The following is an 18,544-nucleotide window of genomic DNA, read 5'->3' as shown; positions in this document are numbered from 1 at the left end:
CCGACCCGCCCCGGGTCCGTCGCTACGCCGGCTCGGCCTCGAGCACGAGCGCGCGCACCTGCGACGCGGCACCGAGCGCCACGGCGTCCGACCCGAGGGTCGACTGCGCCAGCCGGATCGTCGCACCGCTCACCGGGGGCTCGGCCGCGATCGCCGCGGTGATGGCCGGTTCGAGCAGGTCCCACGACCGCGCGATGCCGCCGCCGATCACGATCGTCGTGACGTCGAGGATCCCCGCGGTGAGCAGGGCGGCGCGCGCCAGGCCCCACCCCGCGGCCTGGAAGACGGCAGCGGCGTCCGTGTCACCGGCACGTGCGGCGACGGCGACGTCACGCGCCGACAGCCGCCGGCCGGATCGTTCGGCGTACCGGTCGGCGATGCCACGCGCGCCCGCGATCGTCTCGAGGTGTCCGATCTGTCCGCAGGTGCACAGCGCGTCACCGAAGCCCGGCACGTGGCCGATCTCACCGGCGGCGCCGCGCGGCCCCGCGAACAGCCGTCCGCCGAGCACGAACGCACCGCCGACCCCGGTGCCGAGGGTCATCCCGAGCACGTCGGACTCCCCCGCGACGGCACCCGTGGCGATCTCGCCGAGCAGGAACGCGTTCACGTCGTTGTCGAGCGTCGCCGGCACGCCGAGGGCGTCGTTGACCGCGCGGGTCACGCCGTAACCGGCCCAGCCGGTGAACGAGTTGCCCGTCACCAGGACGGTGCCCGTGGCAGCGTCGACCACGCCGGCCGCGCCCACCCCGACACCCGTCAAGGAGGCCCGGTGCCGGACGAGCAGGCCCGTCACCGCCCCGACGGCGGCCGTCACGATCGCCGCCCCGCCCGCGTGGGCGGGCGTCGGCAGGTCGACGCGGTCGATGACCTCGAGGTCCGGGGTCGTCAGCACGACCTTGGTGTTCGTGCCGCCGACGTCGACGCCGGCGATCACCCGGGTCACGCGGTCACCGCCGCGAGCGAGGCGAGACGCTCCGTCCGGCGCTGCCGTTGCAGGACGGGGTCCGGCACGGGTACGGCGGCGAGCAGGCGCCTGGTGTAGTCGGTCGTGGGGTGGAGCAGAGTCGTGCCGGTGGTGCCCTGCTCCTCGACGACACCCTGGCGCATCACCACGACGCGCTCGGCGAAGTGCTGCACGACGGCCAGGTCGTGCGAGACGAACAGGCACGCGAACCCCAGGTCGTCCTGCAGTTCACCGAGGACCTCGAGCACGGTCTCCTGCACGCTGACGTCGAGCGCCGAGGTCGGTTCGTCGGCGACGAGCAACCGCGGCTCGAGCACCAGGGCACGGGCGAGCGAGACCCGCTGGCGCTGCCCGCCCGAGAGCTCGCGAGGTGCACGCGAGGCGAGGGACCGCGGCAGCCGGACGGCGTCGAGCACCTCGTCGATCCGGCGGCGACGGTCCGCCGACGACATCCCACGGCGGTGCACGGCGAGCGGTTCGGCGATGCACTCCGCCACGGACATCCGGGCGTCGAGCGAGGCCACCGGGTCCTGCAGCACGACGCCGATGCCAGCGCGGAGTGCACGGCGGTCACGGCCCTTCGCGGTCCGCAGGTCCTGCCCGAACAGCGACACCGTGCCGGACGTCGGCGTGATGAGCCCGAGCGCCACCCGGGCCGCGGTGGACTTGCCGGAGCCGGACTCGCCGACCAGGCCGACCGTCTCGCCCGCGTGCACGGCGATGTCGATCCCCTGCAACGCGTGGACGGCGCGCGCCCCGCGCCCGAACGTCACCGTGACGTCCCGCAGGTCGACCACCGGGGCCGCACCGGGCCTCCCGGCCGCCGCGTCAGCGGACCCCGCGTCGACCGGGGCGGCGGGACGGTCGCCCGCCACGTCGAGCCGCGGCACCGCGGCGAGCAGCCGCTTCGTGTACTCGTGCTCCGGACGGAGCAGGACGTCCTCGACGCTGCCGGTCTCGACGATCTCGCCCTGCAGCATGACCGCGACGCGGTCTGCGAAGTCCGCGACGACGCCCATGTTGTGCGTCACGAGCAGCACGCCCGTGCCGGTGTCGACGGCGAGCTTCCGGAGCAGTTCGAGGATCTCGGCCTGCACGGTCACGTCGAGGGCGGTCGTCGGCTCGTCCGCGATGAGCAGCTTCGGCGAGTTCGCGATCGCCATCGCGATCACCACGCGCTGGCGTTGCCCACCCGACAGCTGGAACGGGAATGACCGCGTGCGCGACTCGGGGTCGGGGATGCCGACGCGGCGGAGCAGGTCGACGGCCTCGGCCGCGGCCTGCGCGGCGGTGACCGTTCGGTGGTTCCGGATCACCTCGGCGATCTGCGCGCCGACCCGGGTGAGCGGGTCGAGGGCCGTCGCGGGCTCCTGGAAGACCATCGACACCGTCGAGCCCCGCAGGGCACGGAGCGACGGTTCGGGAGCACCGACGACCTCGTGACCGGCGACGAGCGCGCTGCCGGTCGCGGTCGAGTTGCCGGAGAGCAGCCCCATCGCGGCGAGCGCGACCGTGGACTTGCCGGAGCCGGACTCGCCGACCAGGGCGAGCGTCTCGCCGGGCGCGACCGACAGGGACACGCCCCGGACGGCCGACACCGTGCCGGACTCGGTGCTGAACGAGACGCCGAGGTCGGTCGTCCGCAGGATCGGTTCGGTGGTCATCAGCGGCCCCTCACGTCGAAGGCGTCCCGGAGTCCGTCGCCCACGGCGTTGAACGCGCAGACGATCAGGATCACGGCCAGACCCGGCGGCACGATGAGCCACCAGCGTCCGGAGTACGCGGCGGTGAGTCCCGCCGAGAGCATGCCGCCCCAGTCCGTCGCGGGCGGCTGCACGCCGAGCCCGAGGTACGAGACGTAGGCGACGAGCAGGATCGCGTCGGCCACCTGGAACGTGGCGGCGACGACGATCGTGGACACCGAGTTCGGCAGCAGGTGCTTGCCGATCGCGCGGGCGTGCGAGCCGCCGATCGCGCGCAGGGTGAGCACGTAGTCGCGGTTCTTCAGCGTCAGGGTCTCGGCGCGGATCAGGCGGGACGGCACCAGCCACGACACCAGCCCGAGGATCAGGATGAGCCCGGCGACGCCGGGGGTCGTGATGGCCGAGATGACGAGCAGGATGAACAGCGCCGGGATCGCGATGCCCGCGTCGACGACGCGCATCATCAGCGCGTCGACCCAGCCGCCGACGTAGCCCGCGACGGAACCCCACAGGGTACCGACGACGGTGGCCAGGACCCCGGCGGCGATGCCGACCATGAGCGAGACCTTGCCGCCGTACATCAGCCGGCCGAGCACGTCGTGGCCGACGGCGTCGGTGCCGAGCCAGTGCGCCGCGCTCGGACCCTGGTTCGCCTGCTCGAGCAGGGTGTGGGTCTGGTCGGTCGGGTACAGGAACGGCCCGACGAAGCAGAACAGGACGATGACGACGATCACGGCCAGGCCGATCACGGCGAGCGTGTTGCCGCGGAACCGACGGGCGGCGAGCCGGAACCCGGTGGCCGCGACGGTGACGGGAGCGCCCGGTGCTTCGGGTGCCAGTTGTACGGCGCTCATGCGCGGCTCGCCTTCACGTCATGGGTGGACGCAGTGTCGATGATTGACGCGGCGGTCATGCGCGGCTCGCCTTCACTCGCGGGTCGATGAGGGACTGCGCGACGTCGGCGAGCAGGGTGCCGATGACGGTCGCGATGGAGATGACGAGGACGCAGCCGAGCAGCGTCGGGTAGTCCGACGACTGCGCCGCGTTCCAGAACAGGAGCCCCATGCCGGGGTAGTTGAACAGCTGCTCGGTGACGAGGGCACCGCCGAACAGCACGGGCAGGTAGTAGCCGAGCATCGCGACGACGGGCGTCAGCGAGTTCCGGAACACGTGCCGGCGCAGGATCGTCATCGTCGAGGCACCACCGGCGCGGGCGGTGCGAACGTAGTCCTCCTGCAGGTTCTCGAGCGTCGAGGCCCGCATGTAGCGGCTGAACACGGCGATCATCGCGAGCGCTCCGGTGACGACGGGCAGGACGAGCCCGGCGGGGTCCTGGAACACCTCGGCGAGCGTGGTGCCGCTCGGCGCCTGCGACGGCAGCCACGGCAGCTGCTGGCTGAACACGATGATCAGGATGAGGCCGAGGAAGAAGGCCGGCGTCGAGTAGAAGACGAAGGCCAGCGCGGTGGCGGCGTAGTCGACCGCGCCGTTGCGGCGGGCGGCCTGGAGCATGCCGACCGGGATCGCGACGACGAGGCCGAGGACGGCGGAGATGCCGGTGAGGACGAGGGTCTTCGGCAGGCGTTCCGCGATGAGCTGCGACACCGGTTCGTTGAGCGTGTACGAGGTGCCGAGGTCACCGGTGAGCAGACGGCCGAGGAACCGCAGGTACTGCACCGGCAGCGCCTGGTCGAGTCCCTGCGCCTGGTTGAACGCGGTGATCTGCGCGGGCGTCGCGGAGACGCCGAGGACACCGCGGGCGGGTCCGCCGGGCAGCGCGTGCAGCAGGCAGAACACCACGATCGTGACGATGAGGATCACCGCGAGCGCCTGCAGGACGCGCCTGGTGAGGTAGAGAGCTGTGGTCATGCGGCTTCCGTCGTCTGGGTTGTTGCGTCGGAGCGGACGGGAGGCGCGGTGCGCGTCGGGCGCACACCGCGCCTTCCGTCCGTGGTCACGGTCCTACTTGTTCCACTTCCACTGGGCCGGGTGGAAGTTGGCGAGCGAGTCCTGGTCGAACCCGGACAGGCCCTTCTTGACGACCGAGATCTGGTAGTCGGGGCTCGGCAGCCAGATCACCGGCAGGTCCTTCGCGACCGCGGCGCTGTAGTCCTGCACGGCGGTGGCGTCGGTCGAGGTGGTGGTCGCATCGATGAGGTCGTCGACCTGCTTGTTCGAGTAGCTGCCGAAGTTCGCCGAACCACCGGTCGAGAAGAGCGACTCACCGGTCGGGTAGGCCGGGAAGTACCAGCTGCCCGCGGTACCGAAGAACGACAGGTCCCAGTCGCAGCTGGCCTCGTCGCTCGTGCACGTCGGGGTCTGCGAGAGCACGCTCGACACCGGCGCGGTCTTGATGGTGAAGCCGATGCCGGTCTTCGCGAGCGAGGACTGGATCGCGCTCATCATGTTGTCGGTCACGGTCGAACCGGACTGCGACAGCACACCCATGGTGAACTTCGTGCCGTTCTTCACGCCCTCACCGCACTGGCTGTCGGACGTGCCCGGGTCGGTGCAGACCATCGTGCCGCCCTGCTCCTCCCAGCCGTGGCTGGTCAGCAGGTCCTTGGCCTTCGACGTGCTGAACGGGTACGGGTTGTCCTTCTGCACGTCGGAGACGTAGTCGGACTCCTGCGCCTGCGGGATCGGGCCGTAGGTCGAGGTGGCGGTGCCGTTGAAGACGACCTTCGACAGGGACTTCTGGTCGATCGACATCTGCACGGCCTGGCGGGCGTACAGCTGCTTGAAGACGGCGCCCATGTCCGGGTTGTTGAAGTTGTACGGCATGTAGGTGATGGCCCAGCCGGTCCACGGCTCGACCTCGTAGCCCTTCGCCGTGAACGAGGACTCCTGGTCCATGTCCGTGGCGTTGATGTAGCCGTAGTCGACCTCGCCGGAGCGGACCGCGTTCACCTCGGCGTCGGCCGTCGTGAACGGCAGCAGGTTGACGGTCGTGATCGAGGGCTTCTCGCCGCCGTCGTACTTCGTGTTCGCGGTGAGGGTGACCTTGCCGGCGGTGGTGAACGCCTTCACGCCGTAGGGACCGGAGATGGTCTTCCACAGGTCGTCGGTGGCGTAGTCGGAGATCTTGCCGGCCGCGGTGTTCAGGTACTTCCAGACCTGCTTCGCGCCGGCGGTGGTCTCGTCGGCGTCGGTGACCTTGGCGCTCGCGCTCGTCTTGTCCCAGGCGTGCTGCGGCAGCGGGATGATGTGGCTCAGCTGGTTGGCGAGCATCCAGTCCGAGTTGTACGCCTTGTCGAACGTGATCGTGAAGTGGGTGTCGTCGACGGTCTTGAACGAGGTCCAGTTGTCCGGCGCCTTGCCCTTCGAGTACGAGCCCCACTGGTCCTTGTTCGCCTTGATCAGGTTGAACCAGAACTCGACGTCGCGGCTCGTGATCGCCTCGCCGTCGGACCAGTGCCGGTCACCGAGGGTGATCTCGACGCTCTTGCCGTCGTCGGCGAACTCCGCGTCCGTGGCGACGGACCCGTCCTTGTTCCACGCGATCTTGCCGGTGGAGCCGTCGTACGCGACGAGCGGCTCGTACAGCGACTGCGCGATGGAACCGTTGTTCGTGTTGAGGTGCGCGGCGGTGCCGATCGGCAGGATCCAGTTGGGCGTGAAGTTCGCAGGAAGGGCGTAGTTGATCTCGTCCGGATTCGCGTTCGAGGTGGCGGAACCGCCCCCGGAACATCCGGCGAGCAGGGCGCTCACGGCGATCGCTGCTCCGGTGAGGAGCGCCCAGCGGCGGGGCTTGGTCATGTGTGTCTCCTGGTGCGTGGGAGTTCTGGGGAGGTGGAGCACGCGTGCCGAGCGGCACGGACACAGTCAATGGCCAAAGCCGTTGGAAAAACAAACATCTTCGTGTAAAAACTGCGTTTCTGCCGTTTGGACGAAAGGGTGAACGGGCCGTTCCGCCGGTTAGGCTCCGGGTGTTCGGTCGGTTCGACCGTCGTTTCCCCCGGATTGGAGAAAGTCGTGACGGACCTCTCTGCTCGCGTCCTCGAACTCGTCGCCTCGGGTCAGGCCGCGAGTCGCACCGAGATCGCCACACTGCTCGGCGCCGCTCCGTCGACGGTGTCGCACGTCGTCACCCAGCTGCTGTCGCACGGGCTGCTCGCAGAAGAGGGCACCGACGTCTCGACCGGCGGGCGTCCCCGCAAGGTCCTCCGCATCGGCGGCGTCGACGAGTACGCGGTCGCCGCCGACGTCGGCGGCGGGCACGCGCGGGTCGGGATCGTGCTGCCGGGAGGCGCGCTCGAGTCGGTCGCGAACGTCCCGTTCGCACTCTCCGACGGTCCGACCGCCGGCCTGCAGCGACTGGCCGGCCTGCTCGAGCGGCTCGCCGACGACCGTGGCCGCGCCGGTCTACGCGGGGTCGGGCTCAGCCTGCCCGGTCCCGTCGACGTCGAGGCCGGTGTCGTCGACCTGCCGAGCCGGATGCCGGGCTGGAACGGGTTCCCGGTGGCCGCCTGGCTGTCCGACCGCTTCGGCCTGCCGGCGATCGTCGACAACGACGCGAACTGCATGGCCGCCGGCGAGCAGAGCGTGCAGCCTCCGGGACGCCGGCAGACCATCACGATCAAGGCCGGATCGGCGATCGGCGCGGGCATCGTCATCGACGGCCGCCTGTACCGCGGGTCCACGGGTTCGGCCGGGGACATCACCCACGTGCGGATCGACGCCGCCGGTGACACCCCCTGCTCGTGCGGGAACACCGGGTGCCTCGAGACCGTCGCGTCCGGAGCTGCCCTGGTGCGGATCCTGTCGGGCGCCGGGGTCGACGTCTCCTCGACCGCCGACGTCGTCCGACTCGCCTCGGACGCCCACCCCGAGGCCACCCGTGCCGTGCGCCTGGCCGGTCGGTACCTCGGCGAGGTGCTCGCGGCCAACGTGAACTTCTTCAACCCGGACGCCGTCTACCTGGGCGGCATCCTCTCCACCCTCGACCCGTTCATCGCGGCCGTGCGCAGTCAGCTCTACGAGAGCTGCCACCCGCTCATGACGCAGCACCTGGCCATCGAGCCGGTGTCGCTCGGTGCCGATGCCGGGCTCGTCGGTGCCGGGCAGTTCGCACTGCAGCGGGGCCTCGCCGCGTCGCTCGAGGAGCTGTCCACCCCCATCCCGCAGTCCACCACCAGGAACAGGAGCGTCCGTGTCTGAGACCGTGCCCGCCACCCCCGCCGTCCCCGCCGTCCCCGCCGGTGCCCGTCGTCCGGTCGTCGCCATCGCCGGACTGGCCATCGAGACGTCGACCTTCACCCCCACCCGCACCCACGCACCGGCGTTCCACCCAGACCGTGGCGACGAGGTCGTGGCGCGGTACCCGTTCCTGTCCGCGATGTCGGACGCGGCGGACTTCCGCGGGGCGCTCATCGGGCACGCGCTGCCCGGCGGCATCGTGGACCGGGCGTCCTACGAGGAGCTCGCGGCCGAGATCGTCACGCGACTGCGCGCGATCGTCGACGCCGAGCACGTGGACGGCCTCTGGTACGACATCCACGGCGCGATGGTCGTCGAGGGCCTCGACGACGCCGAGGCGGACCTGCTCGGCCGGATCCGTGCGGTGATCGGCCCGGACGTCATCGTGTCGGCGTCGATGGACCTGCACGGCAACGTCACGCGCGAGCTCGCCCACCAGGTCGACCTCGTCACCTGCTACCGGATGGCCCCGCACGAGGACGCCATGGAGACCAAGGAACGTGCCGTCCGGAACCTGGTCGACGTGCTCACCGCGCGTCCTGCCGGAGCGCAGCGCCCCGTGAAGGCCTGGATCCCGATCCCCGTCCTGCTGCCCGGCGAGCAGACCTCGACCCGCCTCGAACCCGCCGCCTCGCTGTACGCCCAGGTGCCGCTCGTCGAGCAGACCGACGGCGTGCTCGACGCCGCGATCTGGGTCGGCTACGCCTGGGCGGACCAGCCCCGCGACCAGGCCGTCACCGTCGTCACCGGGTGGGACGAGGCCGCCGTCGCCGCCGGGGCCGAGCGCCTCGCCCGTGCCTTCTGGGACGTCCGCGAGGACTTCGTCTTCGTCGCACCCACCGGCACGTTCGACGAGTGCCTGGCCGCCGCGCTCGCGCCCGGCGCCGCACACCCCTACTTCGTGTCCGACTCCGGCGACAACCCCACCGCGGGCGGCTCCGGCGACATGACCTGGGGTCTGACACAGGTGCTCGCGAACCCGGCCTTCGCGAGCGCCGACGGCCCCACCCTGATCTACGCGAGCGTCCCCGGCGCCGCCGCCGTGGCGACCGCGGTCGAGGCCGGTGTGGGTGCGACCGTCACGGTGACCGCCGGTGCGTCGGTCGATGCCGTGCACGCCGGACCGATCACCATGACCGGGCGGGTCCACGCGGTCAAGCACGGCGACCGCGACGCCGAGACCGAGGTCGTGCTGCAGGTCGGCAGCGTCTTCGCGATCCTGACGAAGCTGCGCAAGCCGTACCACCACGAGCACGACTTCACCGACCTCGACCTCGCACCACGGCAGGCCGACGTCGTCGTGGTGAAGATCGGGTACCTCGAGCCGGAGCTGTTCGACATGGCCGCCGACTGGATGCTCGCGCTCACCCCGGGTGGTGTCGACCAGGACCTGCTCCGCCTCGGGCACCACAGGATCGAGCGGCCGATGTTCCCCTACGATCGAGTGTTCCCCGAGGCCCCGGACCTGACCGCCAGGATCATCCCGGCCTCGGACCAGCCACTCGGAGCCTCTGCATGACCCCTTCGCCCGTTGCACTCGAGATCGCGGTCACCTCGCCGCAGGGTGCGGTCGTCGCACGGGACGGCGGGGCCGACCGGGTCGAGCTCTGCGTCGGGCTCGAGCTCGGCGGGCTGACCCCGTCGCAGGCCCTGGTCGAGACGACCCACGAGACCGGGATCCCGGCGCACGCGCTGGTCCGGTGCCGCCCCGGCGGGTTCGTGCACACCCCCGACGAGGTCGAGCTCATGGTGCGCGAGGTCCGGACGGTCCTGCGCTCCGGTGCCGCCGGTGTCGTCGTCGGTGCGCTGCGCCCGGACGGGACCCTCGACGATGACGCCCTGCGCCGCTTCGTCGACGCCGCCCGCTCGGTCAGCACGACCGCCGAGATCACCCTGCACCGGGCGATCGACCACGCGGTGGACCCCGTCGCCGCAGCAGCCACGCTCGCCGCCCTCGGGTTCACCCGCGTGCTGACCTCCGGCGGCGCCCCCACCGCGGGAGCCGGCGCTGCCACGATCGCCCGGATGGTCGACGCCGCCGGGCCCGTGCAGGTCATGGCCGGTGCCGGTGTCACCCCGGCCGACATCCGGGCGTTGGTCGCGACGGGCGCCGCCGCCGTGCACCTGTCGGCCAAGCGTGCCGCGCCGGACAGCGCCCACGCCGGGGTCCCGATGGGCGGCGCCGACGACGGTTCCGCGCACTTCGTGACCGACGCCGAGGTCGTAGCGGCCGCGCGACGCGCCCTCGACGCCTGACACTGGTCTCAGAACAACTGCGCCAGCTCGCAGCGCGCCTCCGGTCCGATCACGACAGGTCGCGGGAGGACGTCGGCATCCTGAGGATCGGCCGATCGGCCTGCTCGATCGCGACGGCGATCGTGTAAGCCCGCTGCGCCGTCACCTCACCGAACGCGACGAGTTCCTCGAGGACAGCACGCGTGTCTCGAGTGACGATGCCCATGCGCCCGGCCACTCTGAGCGACCCGCCGTCCTCACTTATCCAGACGCTTCCCGCGAACTCCGCGCGGGTCCGGAGCAGGTGGAGCGTCTGGCTCTCACCGAGGTGTTCGAGGGGCTTCTCGTCGCTACCGCCGAAGCGGCCCGTGCGCACCGCTTCGATCTGCAGCTGATCGACTACATCGCGGAACTCGATCGCCGGACCGAACCAGTCGTGGAGGTCCAGCCGGGCGAGGTTCGGAACATGGGCTGTGGAACGCTCGATCTCGAACGCAACGGCTTCCACAACCCTCCCTGCACCGTGGAGGCTGGCACGCAAGAGGTCGAGTTCGTCGACGGCAGCGAAGTTGCAGATCAGCGAGTTGTCCGGAAACCAGTGGAGCGCCACGATCAGTTCTCGGTCATGCCGGCTTCTGGGACCGGTGTCGATCCGTCGTCCAGCGCGAAGAACTCCTCGGCATCCTGCGGTGCCCACCCAAGGAGCGTCGCGACGGGCTTCACCGTCGTGTCACCGTCGCGGTAGGCATCGAGGGCAGCGTTGACGAGCAGCCAACTCGGACGTGGCTCCCCCGCAGCGTGCGACAGGTCGACGTACTCGGCCGCTTTCCCGAGCTGCATGTAGATCGAGCGAGCGCGCAGGCCGATCAGACCTGCTCGGTCGGTCTCGCCGATGTGCTTCTCGTTGAAGAGCCGCCATGCCATCGACTCGGGCGAGAGCTGGAAGTGCCCGACCAGCTCCGGGAACGCCGCTGCCGTCGAGCGCCCGCCGATCGCCGCGCTGAGTTCGTCCGCGGGGGCGAGGAATGCCGCGGCGAAGCTGTTCGCGCGCCGCTCGACGTTCGAGCGCGCCGTCCCCATTCGTTCCTGGAGCATGCCCTGACGAGCATCACCGAAGGCGATGTGCGCGAGTTCGTGCGCGAGCGTGAACCGCTGACGCAGGGGCCGGTCGGTGGTCGCGAGGAGGATCACCCGGCAGTGCGCGTCCTCGTACGAGAGACCGTCGATCCCCTCCGGCAGGTCGGTGACGACGACCATCACGCCGAAGACGCGTTCGATGGCCGAGATGAGATCGTGCGTCGACAGGCCGCCGAGCGGTCGACCGATCTCCGTGACGAAGCGACGCGCGAGCTCAGCCGCCTCGACCGTGTACCAGCTCGACCGTTGGGCGAGCTGCGGGAGCTCAGGCAGGACCAACGGGCGGTCGACCGCTGCGAGGCCACGAACGCCAGTGGCGAGGAGTTCGACCGTCCTCGCCCCCGCTTCGTCATCGACACCAGCGAGCCGGGCGCGCTGGGCGAACACCGGTCGGAACGGCTCACGTCCAGTGATCAGCCAATCGACGCTGCGACGGCCCACGTCGGCGATCCTGGCCAGTTCAAGGGAGGAGAACCGTCGCCGACCCGAGAGCGACTTCGAGAGTTTGCTCGCGTCGATGCCGATGGAGGCTGCGAAGTCCGCTCGCCCGAGGTCGACCGATGTGATGACGGCTTCGACACGTTGTTCCAGGGATCCGGCCATGTCGCTAGCGTACTTGCGATTATCGCAAACGGCAACACATCACATGCCGCGCTTGCCAGCGTGACCGAGCAACGGACGGGAGGCACGGTGCCAGCTGGCACCGTGCCTCCCGTCCGCCGTCAGCGCGTCAGCGCGTCAGCCCTTGACCGGGATCGACTGCGCCTTGAGCGCCGCCACCGTCTTGGACTGCCCGGACTCGAGTGCCTCGAGCAGCGTGCCGTCACCGGACGCCGCCGAGCCGAAACCGTCGGAGACGTCCGAGTAGGTCTGCGTCATCGTCGGACCCCAGGTGAAGGGCTGGATGTCCTTCGCCGCGGTCGCGAACTCCTCGTAGATCTTCTGGTTGCCGTAGAACGGGAGTCCCTCGGTCAGCGCGGGGAGCTCGGCGCCGGTGGAGGACGCCGGGTAGAGGTTGGCCTCCTTGTTCAGTGCGGACAGCGCCTCGGTCGAGGTGTTCAGCCAGACCAGGAACTTCGACGCCTCGGCGGGGTGCTCGCTGCCGGCGAAGACGACGTTCGACGAACCGCCCCAGGCGGCCGACTTCGACTCGCCCTCGCTCCACTGCGGCATCGGCGCGACGGCCCACTTGCCGGAGGTCGACGGCGCACCGCTCGAGATGGTGTTCGCACCCCAGACGGCGGAGACCCAGGTCCAGTCCTGGCCGCTGTCGTACGCGGCGTTCCACTGGTCGGTGAAGCTCGGCAGGGTGTTGACGAGCTTCTTGTCGATCAGGTCCTGCCAGTAGTCGGCGACCTTCTTCGACTTCGCGTCGGTCAGGTCGACCTTCCACGAGTCACCCGAGTTCGCGAACCACTGGCCGCCGGCCTGTGACACGAGCCCGGCGAACTGGTTGACGTCACCCTTGGCGAAGTTCGTGATGTTGCCGCCGAGCGCCTTGATCTTGACGGCGTCCTCGGCGTACTCCTCCCACGTCTTCGGGGCGTCGAGCCCGGCCTTCTCGAACAGGTCCTTGCGGTAGTACAGCGCCATCGGACCGGAGTCCTGCGGCACGGCGTAGACGGACTTCGACTCGCCGAAGGTGACCTGGTTCCAGAGGCCGTCGGAGAAGTCCTTCTTCGCCGCCGAGATGCCGGAGCACGCACCGATGTCCTCGAGGCCGCCCTGCACCCGGAAGGCCGGCAGGGTGTCGTACTCGACCTGGCCGATGTCGGGCGCCTGCTTCGCCTTGAGCTGGTTGAAGAAGTTCTGGTACGTCCCGCTGTTGCCGTTCGCGACGATCGAGGTCTTCACCTGGATGTCCGGGTTCGCCTTGTTCCAGATGGCGACGACCTTGTCCATGTTCGGCACCCAGGTCGTGAAGTCGAGCGTGACCTTGCCGCTCGAGGGCTTGCAGCTCGCGGCTGCAGTGTCGGAGGAACCGCCGCCGCTGCCGCTGCCGCCGGCGCTGCAACCGGCGAGGGCGACGGTCGCGGCGACCGCCAGGGCGGCGACGCTGAGGAACTTCGTTGTCTTCATGCTGTTTCCGTTCGGGATGTGGTGTGGGGAGGGCTGGTGTGCGGAGGGAGTGCTGGTCGGGTGGCTACTTCAGACCGCCGGACCCGAGGCCGGAGCGCCAGAAGCGCTGCAGGCTCAGGAACGCGATGAGCAGCGGGATGATCGAGACGAACGACCCGATGAGCACGAGGGTGCGCAGGTCGGGGTACTGGTTCACGCTCGAGTTCCACGTGTAGAGGCCGAGCGTGACGGGGAACAGCGACGAGTCGCGGAGCATCACGAGCGGCAGGAAGAAGTTGTTCCAGACGGCGACGAACTGGAACAGGAAGATCGTCACGAGCGCCGGCGACATGAGCCGGACGGCGACGGTGAAGAACGTGCGGACCTCGCCGGAGCCGTCGATGCGCGCGGCCTCGATGATCTCGTCGGGCACGCTCGACGCCGCGAACAACCGCGACAGGTAGACGCCGAACGGGCTGACGATGCTCGGCAGGAACACCGACCAGAACGTGTCGGTCAGGTCGACCTGGCTGAAGATGAGGAACAGCGGCAGGGCGAGCGCCGTGGCCGGCACGAGGACGCCGCCGAGGAACGTGTTGAACAGCGCCTCACGCCCACGGAACCGGTACTTGGCCAGGGCGTACCCGCACATCGCCGACAGCACGGTGCCGAGCAGCCCGGCGACACCGGCGTAGGCGATGCTGTTGAGCAGCCAGCGCAGGTAGATGCCGTCCTGCCGGGTGAACAGCTCGGCGAGGTTCGCGAAGAAGTCCTGCACCGAGGTCGCGCTGAACCACAGCGAGAACGTGGTGTTGAAGTTCGCGGCCGTCTTGGTCGACGAGACCAGCAGCCAGAAGATCGGCAGCAGGAAGTACAGGGTGAAGACACCCATCACGATCATCGCGGCGCTGCGCGAGATGACGCTCTCCCGCGGCCCGCGTGCACCGTGCTGGTGCGGACGGGGGGCCCGGTTCGGCTCGAGCGGTCGGCCCGCGTCGCGCACGGTGTCGCCCGGGGTGGGTGCGTGGACGGTCACTGGGCGGCCTTCCGCTGGGTCAGTCGGAGGAACCCGATCGACAGGATGAACGTGGCGAGGGCGAGGACGACCGAGAACGCGGCCGCCAGGTTGAAGTTCGGCACCGACGAGGTCGAGTAGACGAGCATGTTGGGCGTGAACGTCGACGAGATCGTCGAGGTGAACTGCCGGAAGACGGTCGGCTCGGTCAGCAGCTGCAGCGTCCCGATCACCGAGAACACCGCGGTCAGCACGATCGCCGGCACGACCAGGGGGATCTTGATCGACAGCGCGATCCGGAGCTGCGAGGCCCCGTCGAGCTTGGCGGCCTCGTAGATCTCGGCCGGGATCGCCAACAGCGACGAGTAGATGATGAGCATGTTGTAGCCGACGAAGACCCAGGTCACGACGTTCGCGACGGCCCAGAGCACGGTGCCGGACCCCAGGAAGTCCACCTTCGAGGTCACGGCGGAGAACGGCGACAGGTCCGGGGCGTAGAGGTAGCCCCACATGATCGCGGCGATGACACCGGGGACCGCGTACGGCGCGAAGAAGGCCAGGCGGAAGAACCGCTTTCCGCGCAGCAGCGGGGAGTCGAGCAGCAGCGCGAACAGGAGCGCGAGCCCGAGCATCACGGGGACCTGCACGACACCGAACAGCAGCACGCGGAGCACCGAGTCCCAGAACGCGCTGTTCTGGAACACGAGCGCGTACTGGCTCAGCCCGCCGAACACCTGTGTCGGGGCGCCGAACGTGCCCTGGCGCTCGATCTTCTGCAGCGACTGCCACACGGCGTACAGGATCGGGACGAGGTAGAACGCGGTGAACAGCAGGGCGAACGGGACCACGAAGATCGCGATCGCCAGGCGGTAGCGGGAGCCCCCGCCCCGACGACGGACGGCGCGGGGCCGCTGGGTGGTGGTGGTCATGAACGGTTCCTGTCGGTGCGGATGATCTGGGTGCTGCCGGCGTCGAGGACGGTGACGCCGTCGACGGGTCGGTCGGTGACGAGCTCGTGGCCCGTGACGGTGTGCGAGGCGGGCTGGTCGGAGTGGTTGAGCAGGAACACCCACTCGTGCTGGTCGTCGCGGCGCCGGACGACCTCGACACCCGGTGCGGTCGCGGGATCCGGGGAGACGCCGGCCTCGGCGAGCACGCGGCGGAGCAGGTCGCGCAGCGCGTCGGCCTCGAGCACGGTGGACGTGTACCAGGCGGATCCGGCGCCGTGGTCGTTGCGGGTGACCGCGGCCGAGCCGGCGAGCGGGCCCTCGGCGTACTCGACGACGCTCGTGGCGCCGCGCAGCGCGACGGGCTCCGACCACACGGTGCCGGTGGTGCCGTCGGACAGCGCGATCGCCTGGTCCGCGGCGAGCGGCAGGAACTCGTCGACCCGGATGCCGAGCAGGTCGCGGAAGGCGCCGGGGTAGCCGCCGGTGCGGACCCGGTCGCGTTCGTCGACGATCCCGCTGAAGAAGGTGACGACCGCGTGGCCACCGGCGGCGACGTGGTCGGCGATCACGGCGGCGTGCTCGTCGCGCACCAGGTAGAGCTCGGGGACGACGACCGCGGCGTAGCCGTCGAGCGGGGCGCCCGGCGCGACGACGTCGACCGTGACCCCGAGGTCCTGGAGCGCGGCGTGGAACGCGTGCACCTGCTGCAGGTACCGGAGCGCAGTGGTGGGGTGGGCCTCCAGGTCGGCGGCCCACTGGTTCTCCCAGCTGAAGACGAGCGCGACCTCGGCGACGACCCGGGATCCGCGCAGTTCGCCGAGCCGCTCGACGAGCGACCCGAGGGCGACGACCTCGCGCCAGGTGCGCGAATCGGTGCCGGCGTGCGGCAGCAATGCAGAGTGGAACTTCTCGGAGCCCTGCACCGACGCGCGCCACTGGAAGAAGCAGACGCCGTCCGCGCCCCGGGCGATGTGCGCGACGGTGTCCTGCAGCATCTGGCCCGGTGCCTTCGCGACGTTGTGCGGCTGCCAGTTCACGGCGCCGGTCGAGTGCTCCATCAGCAGCCACGGCGCTCCGCCGGCGAGTCCGCGGGTGGTGTCCGCGGCGAAGGCGAGTTCGGCGTGCGGGCGGGGCAGGCGGTGGTCGAGGTAGTGGTCGTTCGCGATGACGTCCATGTCGGCCGTCCACGACCAGTAGTCGAGCGCGGTGATGTGCGCGGCGACCATGAAGTTCGTGGTGACGGGCTTGTCGCTCAGTTCACGGAGCACGGCGGCCTCGGCACGGTGGTGGCCGAGGAGTTCGTCGGACGAGAACCGGTCGAAGTCGATGGTCTGCGCGGGGTTCGTGGACGACAGCGTCGCGCGGGGCGGCAGCACCTGCTCCCACGCCGAGTACCGCTGGCTCCAGAACGAGGTGCCCCACGCGGCGTTCAGTTCGTCGACGGTGCCGTAGCGGGCACGGAGCCAGCCACGGAACGCCTCGGCCGAGACGTCGCAGAAGCAGTGCGCGTTGTGGCAGCCGAGCTCGTTCGACACGTGCCAGAGCTTGACCGCGGGGTGGTCGCCGTAGCGCTCCGCCGTGGCGCGGACCAGGGCGAGGGCGTGCTCGCGGTACACCGGGGAGCTCGGGCAGAACGCCTGCCGCCCGCCGGGCCAGCGCGTGGTGCCGTCCGCCACGACGGGCAGGACCTCGGGGTGCAGCGTGGTGAGCCACGGCGGGGTCGAGGCGGTGCCGGTGCCGAGGTCGACGCCGATGCCCGCGCCGTGCAGCAGCTCGATGACGGTGTCGAGCGCGGTGAAGTCGTACTCGCCCTGACGCGGCTCGACGTGCGACCAGCCGAAGACGTTGATCGCGACCAGGTTCACCCCGGCCTCGCGCATCAGCCGGACGTCCTCGACCCAGACCGCAGGGTCCCACTGCTCGGGGTTGTAGTCGCACCCGAAGGCGAGCCCGGTCGAGCCGAGCCCGAGCGCCCCGGTGGCGGGCGTCGGCAGGGTGGTCGTGGTCACGTCAGGGTCCTCGCTGATCGGGGCGACCGCTGCCGCTCCGGTCGTTGACGACCCCTTCGACGGCGAAGGTCACCCAGGTTCTGGGAGCGCTCCCAGTCCAGTCTGATCGAACGGGCTCGGATCGTTCTGGGAGCGCTCCCAGAGTGAACACCAGAAGCGGACCGCTGTCAACAAGACGCGTGCTGGAGCCCGTCCTGGGACGGATATGGTTGCCGCATGTCCGAGGTCCGAACCGCACGCCAGCGCGCCACGATCCAGGACGTCGCCGACGAATCAGGACTCTCCCGGGGCACCGTCTCACGGGTCCTGAACGACGAACCGTACGTGTCGCCCGAAGCCCGCGAAGCCGTGCAGGCAGCCGTCCGGCGCGTCGGCTACGTGCGCAGCGCGGCGGCCCGGAGCCTGGTCACCCGGCGCTCCGGAGCGATCGCCTTGATCGTGCACGAGCCGTCGGTCCAGGTGCTCGACGACCCGAACATCGGCAACATCCTGATCGGCACCAACACGGTGCTGTCGCAGGCCGACCAGCAGCTCGTCACGATCATGGTCGACTCGGCCCGCGACAACGAGCGCGTCGTCGAGTACCTGCGCGGCGGGTTCGTCGACGGTGCCATCGTGCTGTCCGCCCGCGACGGCGACCCGATCACCCGGGCGATCGAGGAGATCGGCATGCCGGCGTGCTTCGTCGGCCACCCGTCCGACGCCGCGAACATCTCGTACATCGGCATCGACAACCGCGCGGCCGCCGAGCAGATCACCCGGCGCCTGGTCGCCACCGGCCGAAAGCGGATCGGCATGCTCGCGTCCGGACTCGACCGCGACTCGGGGCAGGACCGACTGGCCGGCTTCACCGCGGCCCTCGGCGACCGCTTCGACCCCGAGCTGGTGGCCCGCAACCCGCTGTTCAGCTACACCGCCGGCGCCGACGGCATGCGTGAGCTCCTCGACCGGGCCCCCGACCTCGACGGGGTGTTCGCCGCCTCGGACGCCGTGGCTGCCGGCGCGATGGACGTCCTGCAGCGCAGCGGCCGGTCGGTCCCCGGTGACGTCGGCGTGGTCGGCTTCGACGACAGCGCCTGGGCACTGCGTTGCGATCCGCCGCTGTCGACGGTCCGGCAACCCGCGCACACCCTCGGCGAGAGCGCGGCGCAGCAGGTGCTCGCGCAGATCGCCGGTGCCGACGAGGGCCCGCACGGACTCATCCTGCCGACCGAGGTGGTCTGGCGCGGCTCAGCCTGAGCACCACCCTCCGACCGCCGGCTCGGTAGCAT

Annotated in this window: 15 protein-coding genes; 4 read left to right on the top strand and 11 right to left on the bottom strand. The window is 70.3% G+C overall.

Features of this window, described 5'->3' with window-relative positions:
• Positions 1–22: 22 nt before the first annotated feature.
• The 5 genes from EDF48_RS15315 to EDF48_RS15295 form a co-directional block, all read right to left on the bottom strand.
• A complete protein-coding gene (locus tag EDF48_RS15315; RefSeq protein WP_207895507.1) occupies positions 23–946 on the bottom strand; it encodes an ROK family protein in 924 nt (307 codons plus the stop codon).
• On the bottom strand, positions 943–2,631 hold the full coding sequence (locus EDF48_RS15310; RefSeq protein ID WP_131881024.1) for an ABC transporter ATP-binding protein: 1,689 nt from the start codon (positions 2,629–2,631) through the stop codon (positions 943–945). Before EDF48_RS15310 ends, EDF48_RS15315 begins: the two co-directional genes overlap by 4 nt.
• Entirely contained in the window at positions 2,631–3,524 is an 894-nt protein-coding gene (locus tag EDF48_RS15305; RefSeq protein ID WP_111085912.1) for an ABC transporter permease, read from the bottom strand. The genes EDF48_RS15310 and EDF48_RS15305 overlap by 1 nt, the downstream gene beginning before the upstream one ends.
• Positions 3,525–3,579: 55 nt before the next feature.
• Positions 3,580–4,539: an ABC transporter permease gene (locus tag EDF48_RS15300; RefSeq protein WP_131844871.1), complete on the bottom strand. Its 960-nt coding sequence runs from the start codon at positions 4,537–4,539 to the stop codon at positions 3,580–3,582.
• A 93-nt stretch (positions 4,540–4,632) separates the two neighbouring features.
• Complete coding sequence (locus tag EDF48_RS15295; RefSeq protein WP_131881022.1) at positions 4,633–6,429, bottom strand: peptide ABC transporter substrate-binding protein; 1,797 nt, start codon at positions 6,427–6,429, stop codon at positions 4,633–4,635.
• A gap of 216 nt (positions 6,430–6,645) precedes the next feature.
• Between EDF48_RS15295 and EDF48_RS15290 the strand changes: the two genes are divergently transcribed.
• The 3 genes from EDF48_RS15290 to EDF48_RS15280 are packed head-to-tail and all read left to right on the top strand — an operon-like array spanning position 6,646 to position 10,125.
• Positions 6,646–7,830 (top strand): ROK family protein, encoded by a 1,185-nt coding sequence (locus EDF48_RS15290; protein ID WP_111085915.1) that lies wholly within the window; start codon positions 6,646–6,648, stop codon positions 7,828–7,830.
• A complete protein-coding gene (locus tag EDF48_RS15285; RefSeq protein WP_207895506.1) occupies positions 7,823–9,388 on the top strand; it encodes a M81 family metallopeptidase in 1,566 nt (521 codons plus the stop codon). The genes EDF48_RS15290 and EDF48_RS15285 overlap by 8 nt, the downstream gene beginning before the upstream one ends.
• Entirely contained in the window at positions 9,385–10,125 is a 741-nt protein-coding gene (locus EDF48_RS15280) for a copper homeostasis protein CutC (protein WP_131881018.1), read from the top strand. The genes EDF48_RS15285 and EDF48_RS15280 overlap by 4 nt, the downstream gene beginning before the upstream one ends.
• A 49-nt stretch (positions 10,126–10,174) precedes the next feature.
• On the opposite strand, the gene EDF48_RS15275 is transcribed toward EDF48_RS15280, so the two are convergent.
• From EDF48_RS15275 to EDF48_RS15250, 6 genes are all read right to left on the bottom strand, one after another.
• Positions 10,175–10,714, bottom strand: a complete 540-nt coding sequence (locus EDF48_RS15275) for a hypothetical protein (protein WP_131881016.1) — start codon at positions 10,712–10,714, stop codon at positions 10,175–10,177.
• Between the two features lie 2 nt (positions 10,715–10,716).
• Entirely contained in the window at positions 10,717–11,844 is a 1,128-nt protein-coding gene (locus EDF48_RS15270; RefSeq protein WP_131881014.1) for an XRE family transcriptional regulator, read from the bottom strand.
• Between the two features lie 135 nt (positions 11,845–11,979).
• A complete protein-coding gene (locus EDF48_RS15265) occupies positions 11,980–13,320 on the bottom strand; it encodes an extracellular solute-binding protein (protein ID WP_131844876.1) in 1,341 nt (446 codons plus the stop codon).
• A 64-nt stretch (positions 13,321–13,384) separates the two neighbouring features.
• Positions 13,385–14,335, bottom strand: coding sequence for a carbohydrate ABC transporter permease (locus EDF48_RS15260; RefSeq protein WP_243698122.1), 951 nt, complete (start codon positions 14,333–14,335; stop codon positions 13,385–13,387).
• Positions 14,332–15,243, bottom strand: coding sequence for a sugar ABC transporter permease (locus EDF48_RS15255; protein ID WP_123294575.1), 912 nt, complete (start codon positions 15,241–15,243; stop codon positions 14,332–14,334). The genes EDF48_RS15260 and EDF48_RS15255 overlap by 4 nt, the downstream gene beginning before the upstream one ends.
• Complete coding sequence (locus EDF48_RS15250; RefSeq protein WP_131881012.1) at positions 15,240–17,273, bottom strand: beta-galactosidase; 2,034 nt, start codon at positions 17,271–17,273, stop codon at positions 15,240–15,242. The genes EDF48_RS15255 and EDF48_RS15250 overlap by 4 nt, the downstream gene beginning before the upstream one ends.
• A gap of 216 nt (positions 17,274–17,489) precedes the next feature.
• Between EDF48_RS15250 and EDF48_RS15245 the strand changes: the two genes are divergently transcribed.
• Positions 17,490–18,512: a LacI family DNA-binding transcriptional regulator gene (locus EDF48_RS15245; RefSeq protein ID WP_131881010.1), complete on the top strand. Its 1,023-nt coding sequence runs from the start codon at positions 17,490–17,492 to the stop codon at positions 18,510–18,512.
• Positions 18,513–18,544 lie beyond the last annotated feature (32 nt).

Origin of the sequence: Curtobacterium sp. PhB191, assembly GCF_004346515.1 — a bacterium.
In the GTDB taxonomy this organism is placed as follows: Bacteria; Actinomycetota; Actinomycetes; order Actinomycetales; family Microbacteriaceae; genus Curtobacterium.
This window is presented reverse-complemented; position numbering and strand designations above follow the sequence as displayed.

What these genes read in the sequence shown, in the direction of transcription:
- EDF48_RS15310 (WP_131881024.1), bottom strand. Translation starts at nt 2,631, where the DNA reads ATGACCACCGAACCGATCCTGCGGACGACCGACCTCGGCGTCTCGTTC.
- EDF48_RS15305 (WP_111085912.1), bottom strand. Translation starts at nt 3,524, where the DNA reads ATGAGCGCCGTACAACTGGCACCCGAAGCACCGGGCGCTCCCGTCACC.
- EDF48_RS15300 (WP_131844871.1), bottom strand. Translation starts at nt 4,539, where the DNA reads ATGACCACAGCTCTCTACCTCACCAGGCGCGTCCTGCAGGCGCTCGCG.
- EDF48_RS15295 (WP_131881022.1), bottom strand. Translation starts at nt 6,429, where the DNA reads ATGACCAAGCCCCGCCGCTGGGCGCTCCTCACCGGAGCAGCGATCGCC.
- EDF48_RS15280 (WP_131881018.1), top strand. Translation starts at nt 9,385, where the DNA reads ATGACCCCTTCGCCCGTTGCACTCGAGATCGCGGTCACCTCGCCGCAG.
- EDF48_RS15270 (WP_131881014.1), bottom strand. Translation starts at nt 11,844, where the DNA reads ATGGCCGGATCCCTGGAACAACGTGTCGAAGCCGTCATCACATCGGTC.
- EDF48_RS15265 (WP_131844876.1), bottom strand. Translation starts at nt 13,320, where the DNA reads ATGAAGACAACGAAGTTCCTCAGCGTCGCCGCCCTGGCGGTCGCCGCG.
- EDF48_RS15255 (WP_123294575.1), bottom strand. Translation starts at nt 15,243, where the DNA reads ATGACCACCACCACCCAGCGGCCCCGCGCCGTCCGTCGTCGGGGCGGG.
- EDF48_RS15245 (WP_131881010.1), top strand. Translation starts at nt 17,490, where the DNA reads ATGTCCGAGGTCCGAACCGCACGCCAGCGCGCCACGATCCAGGACGTC.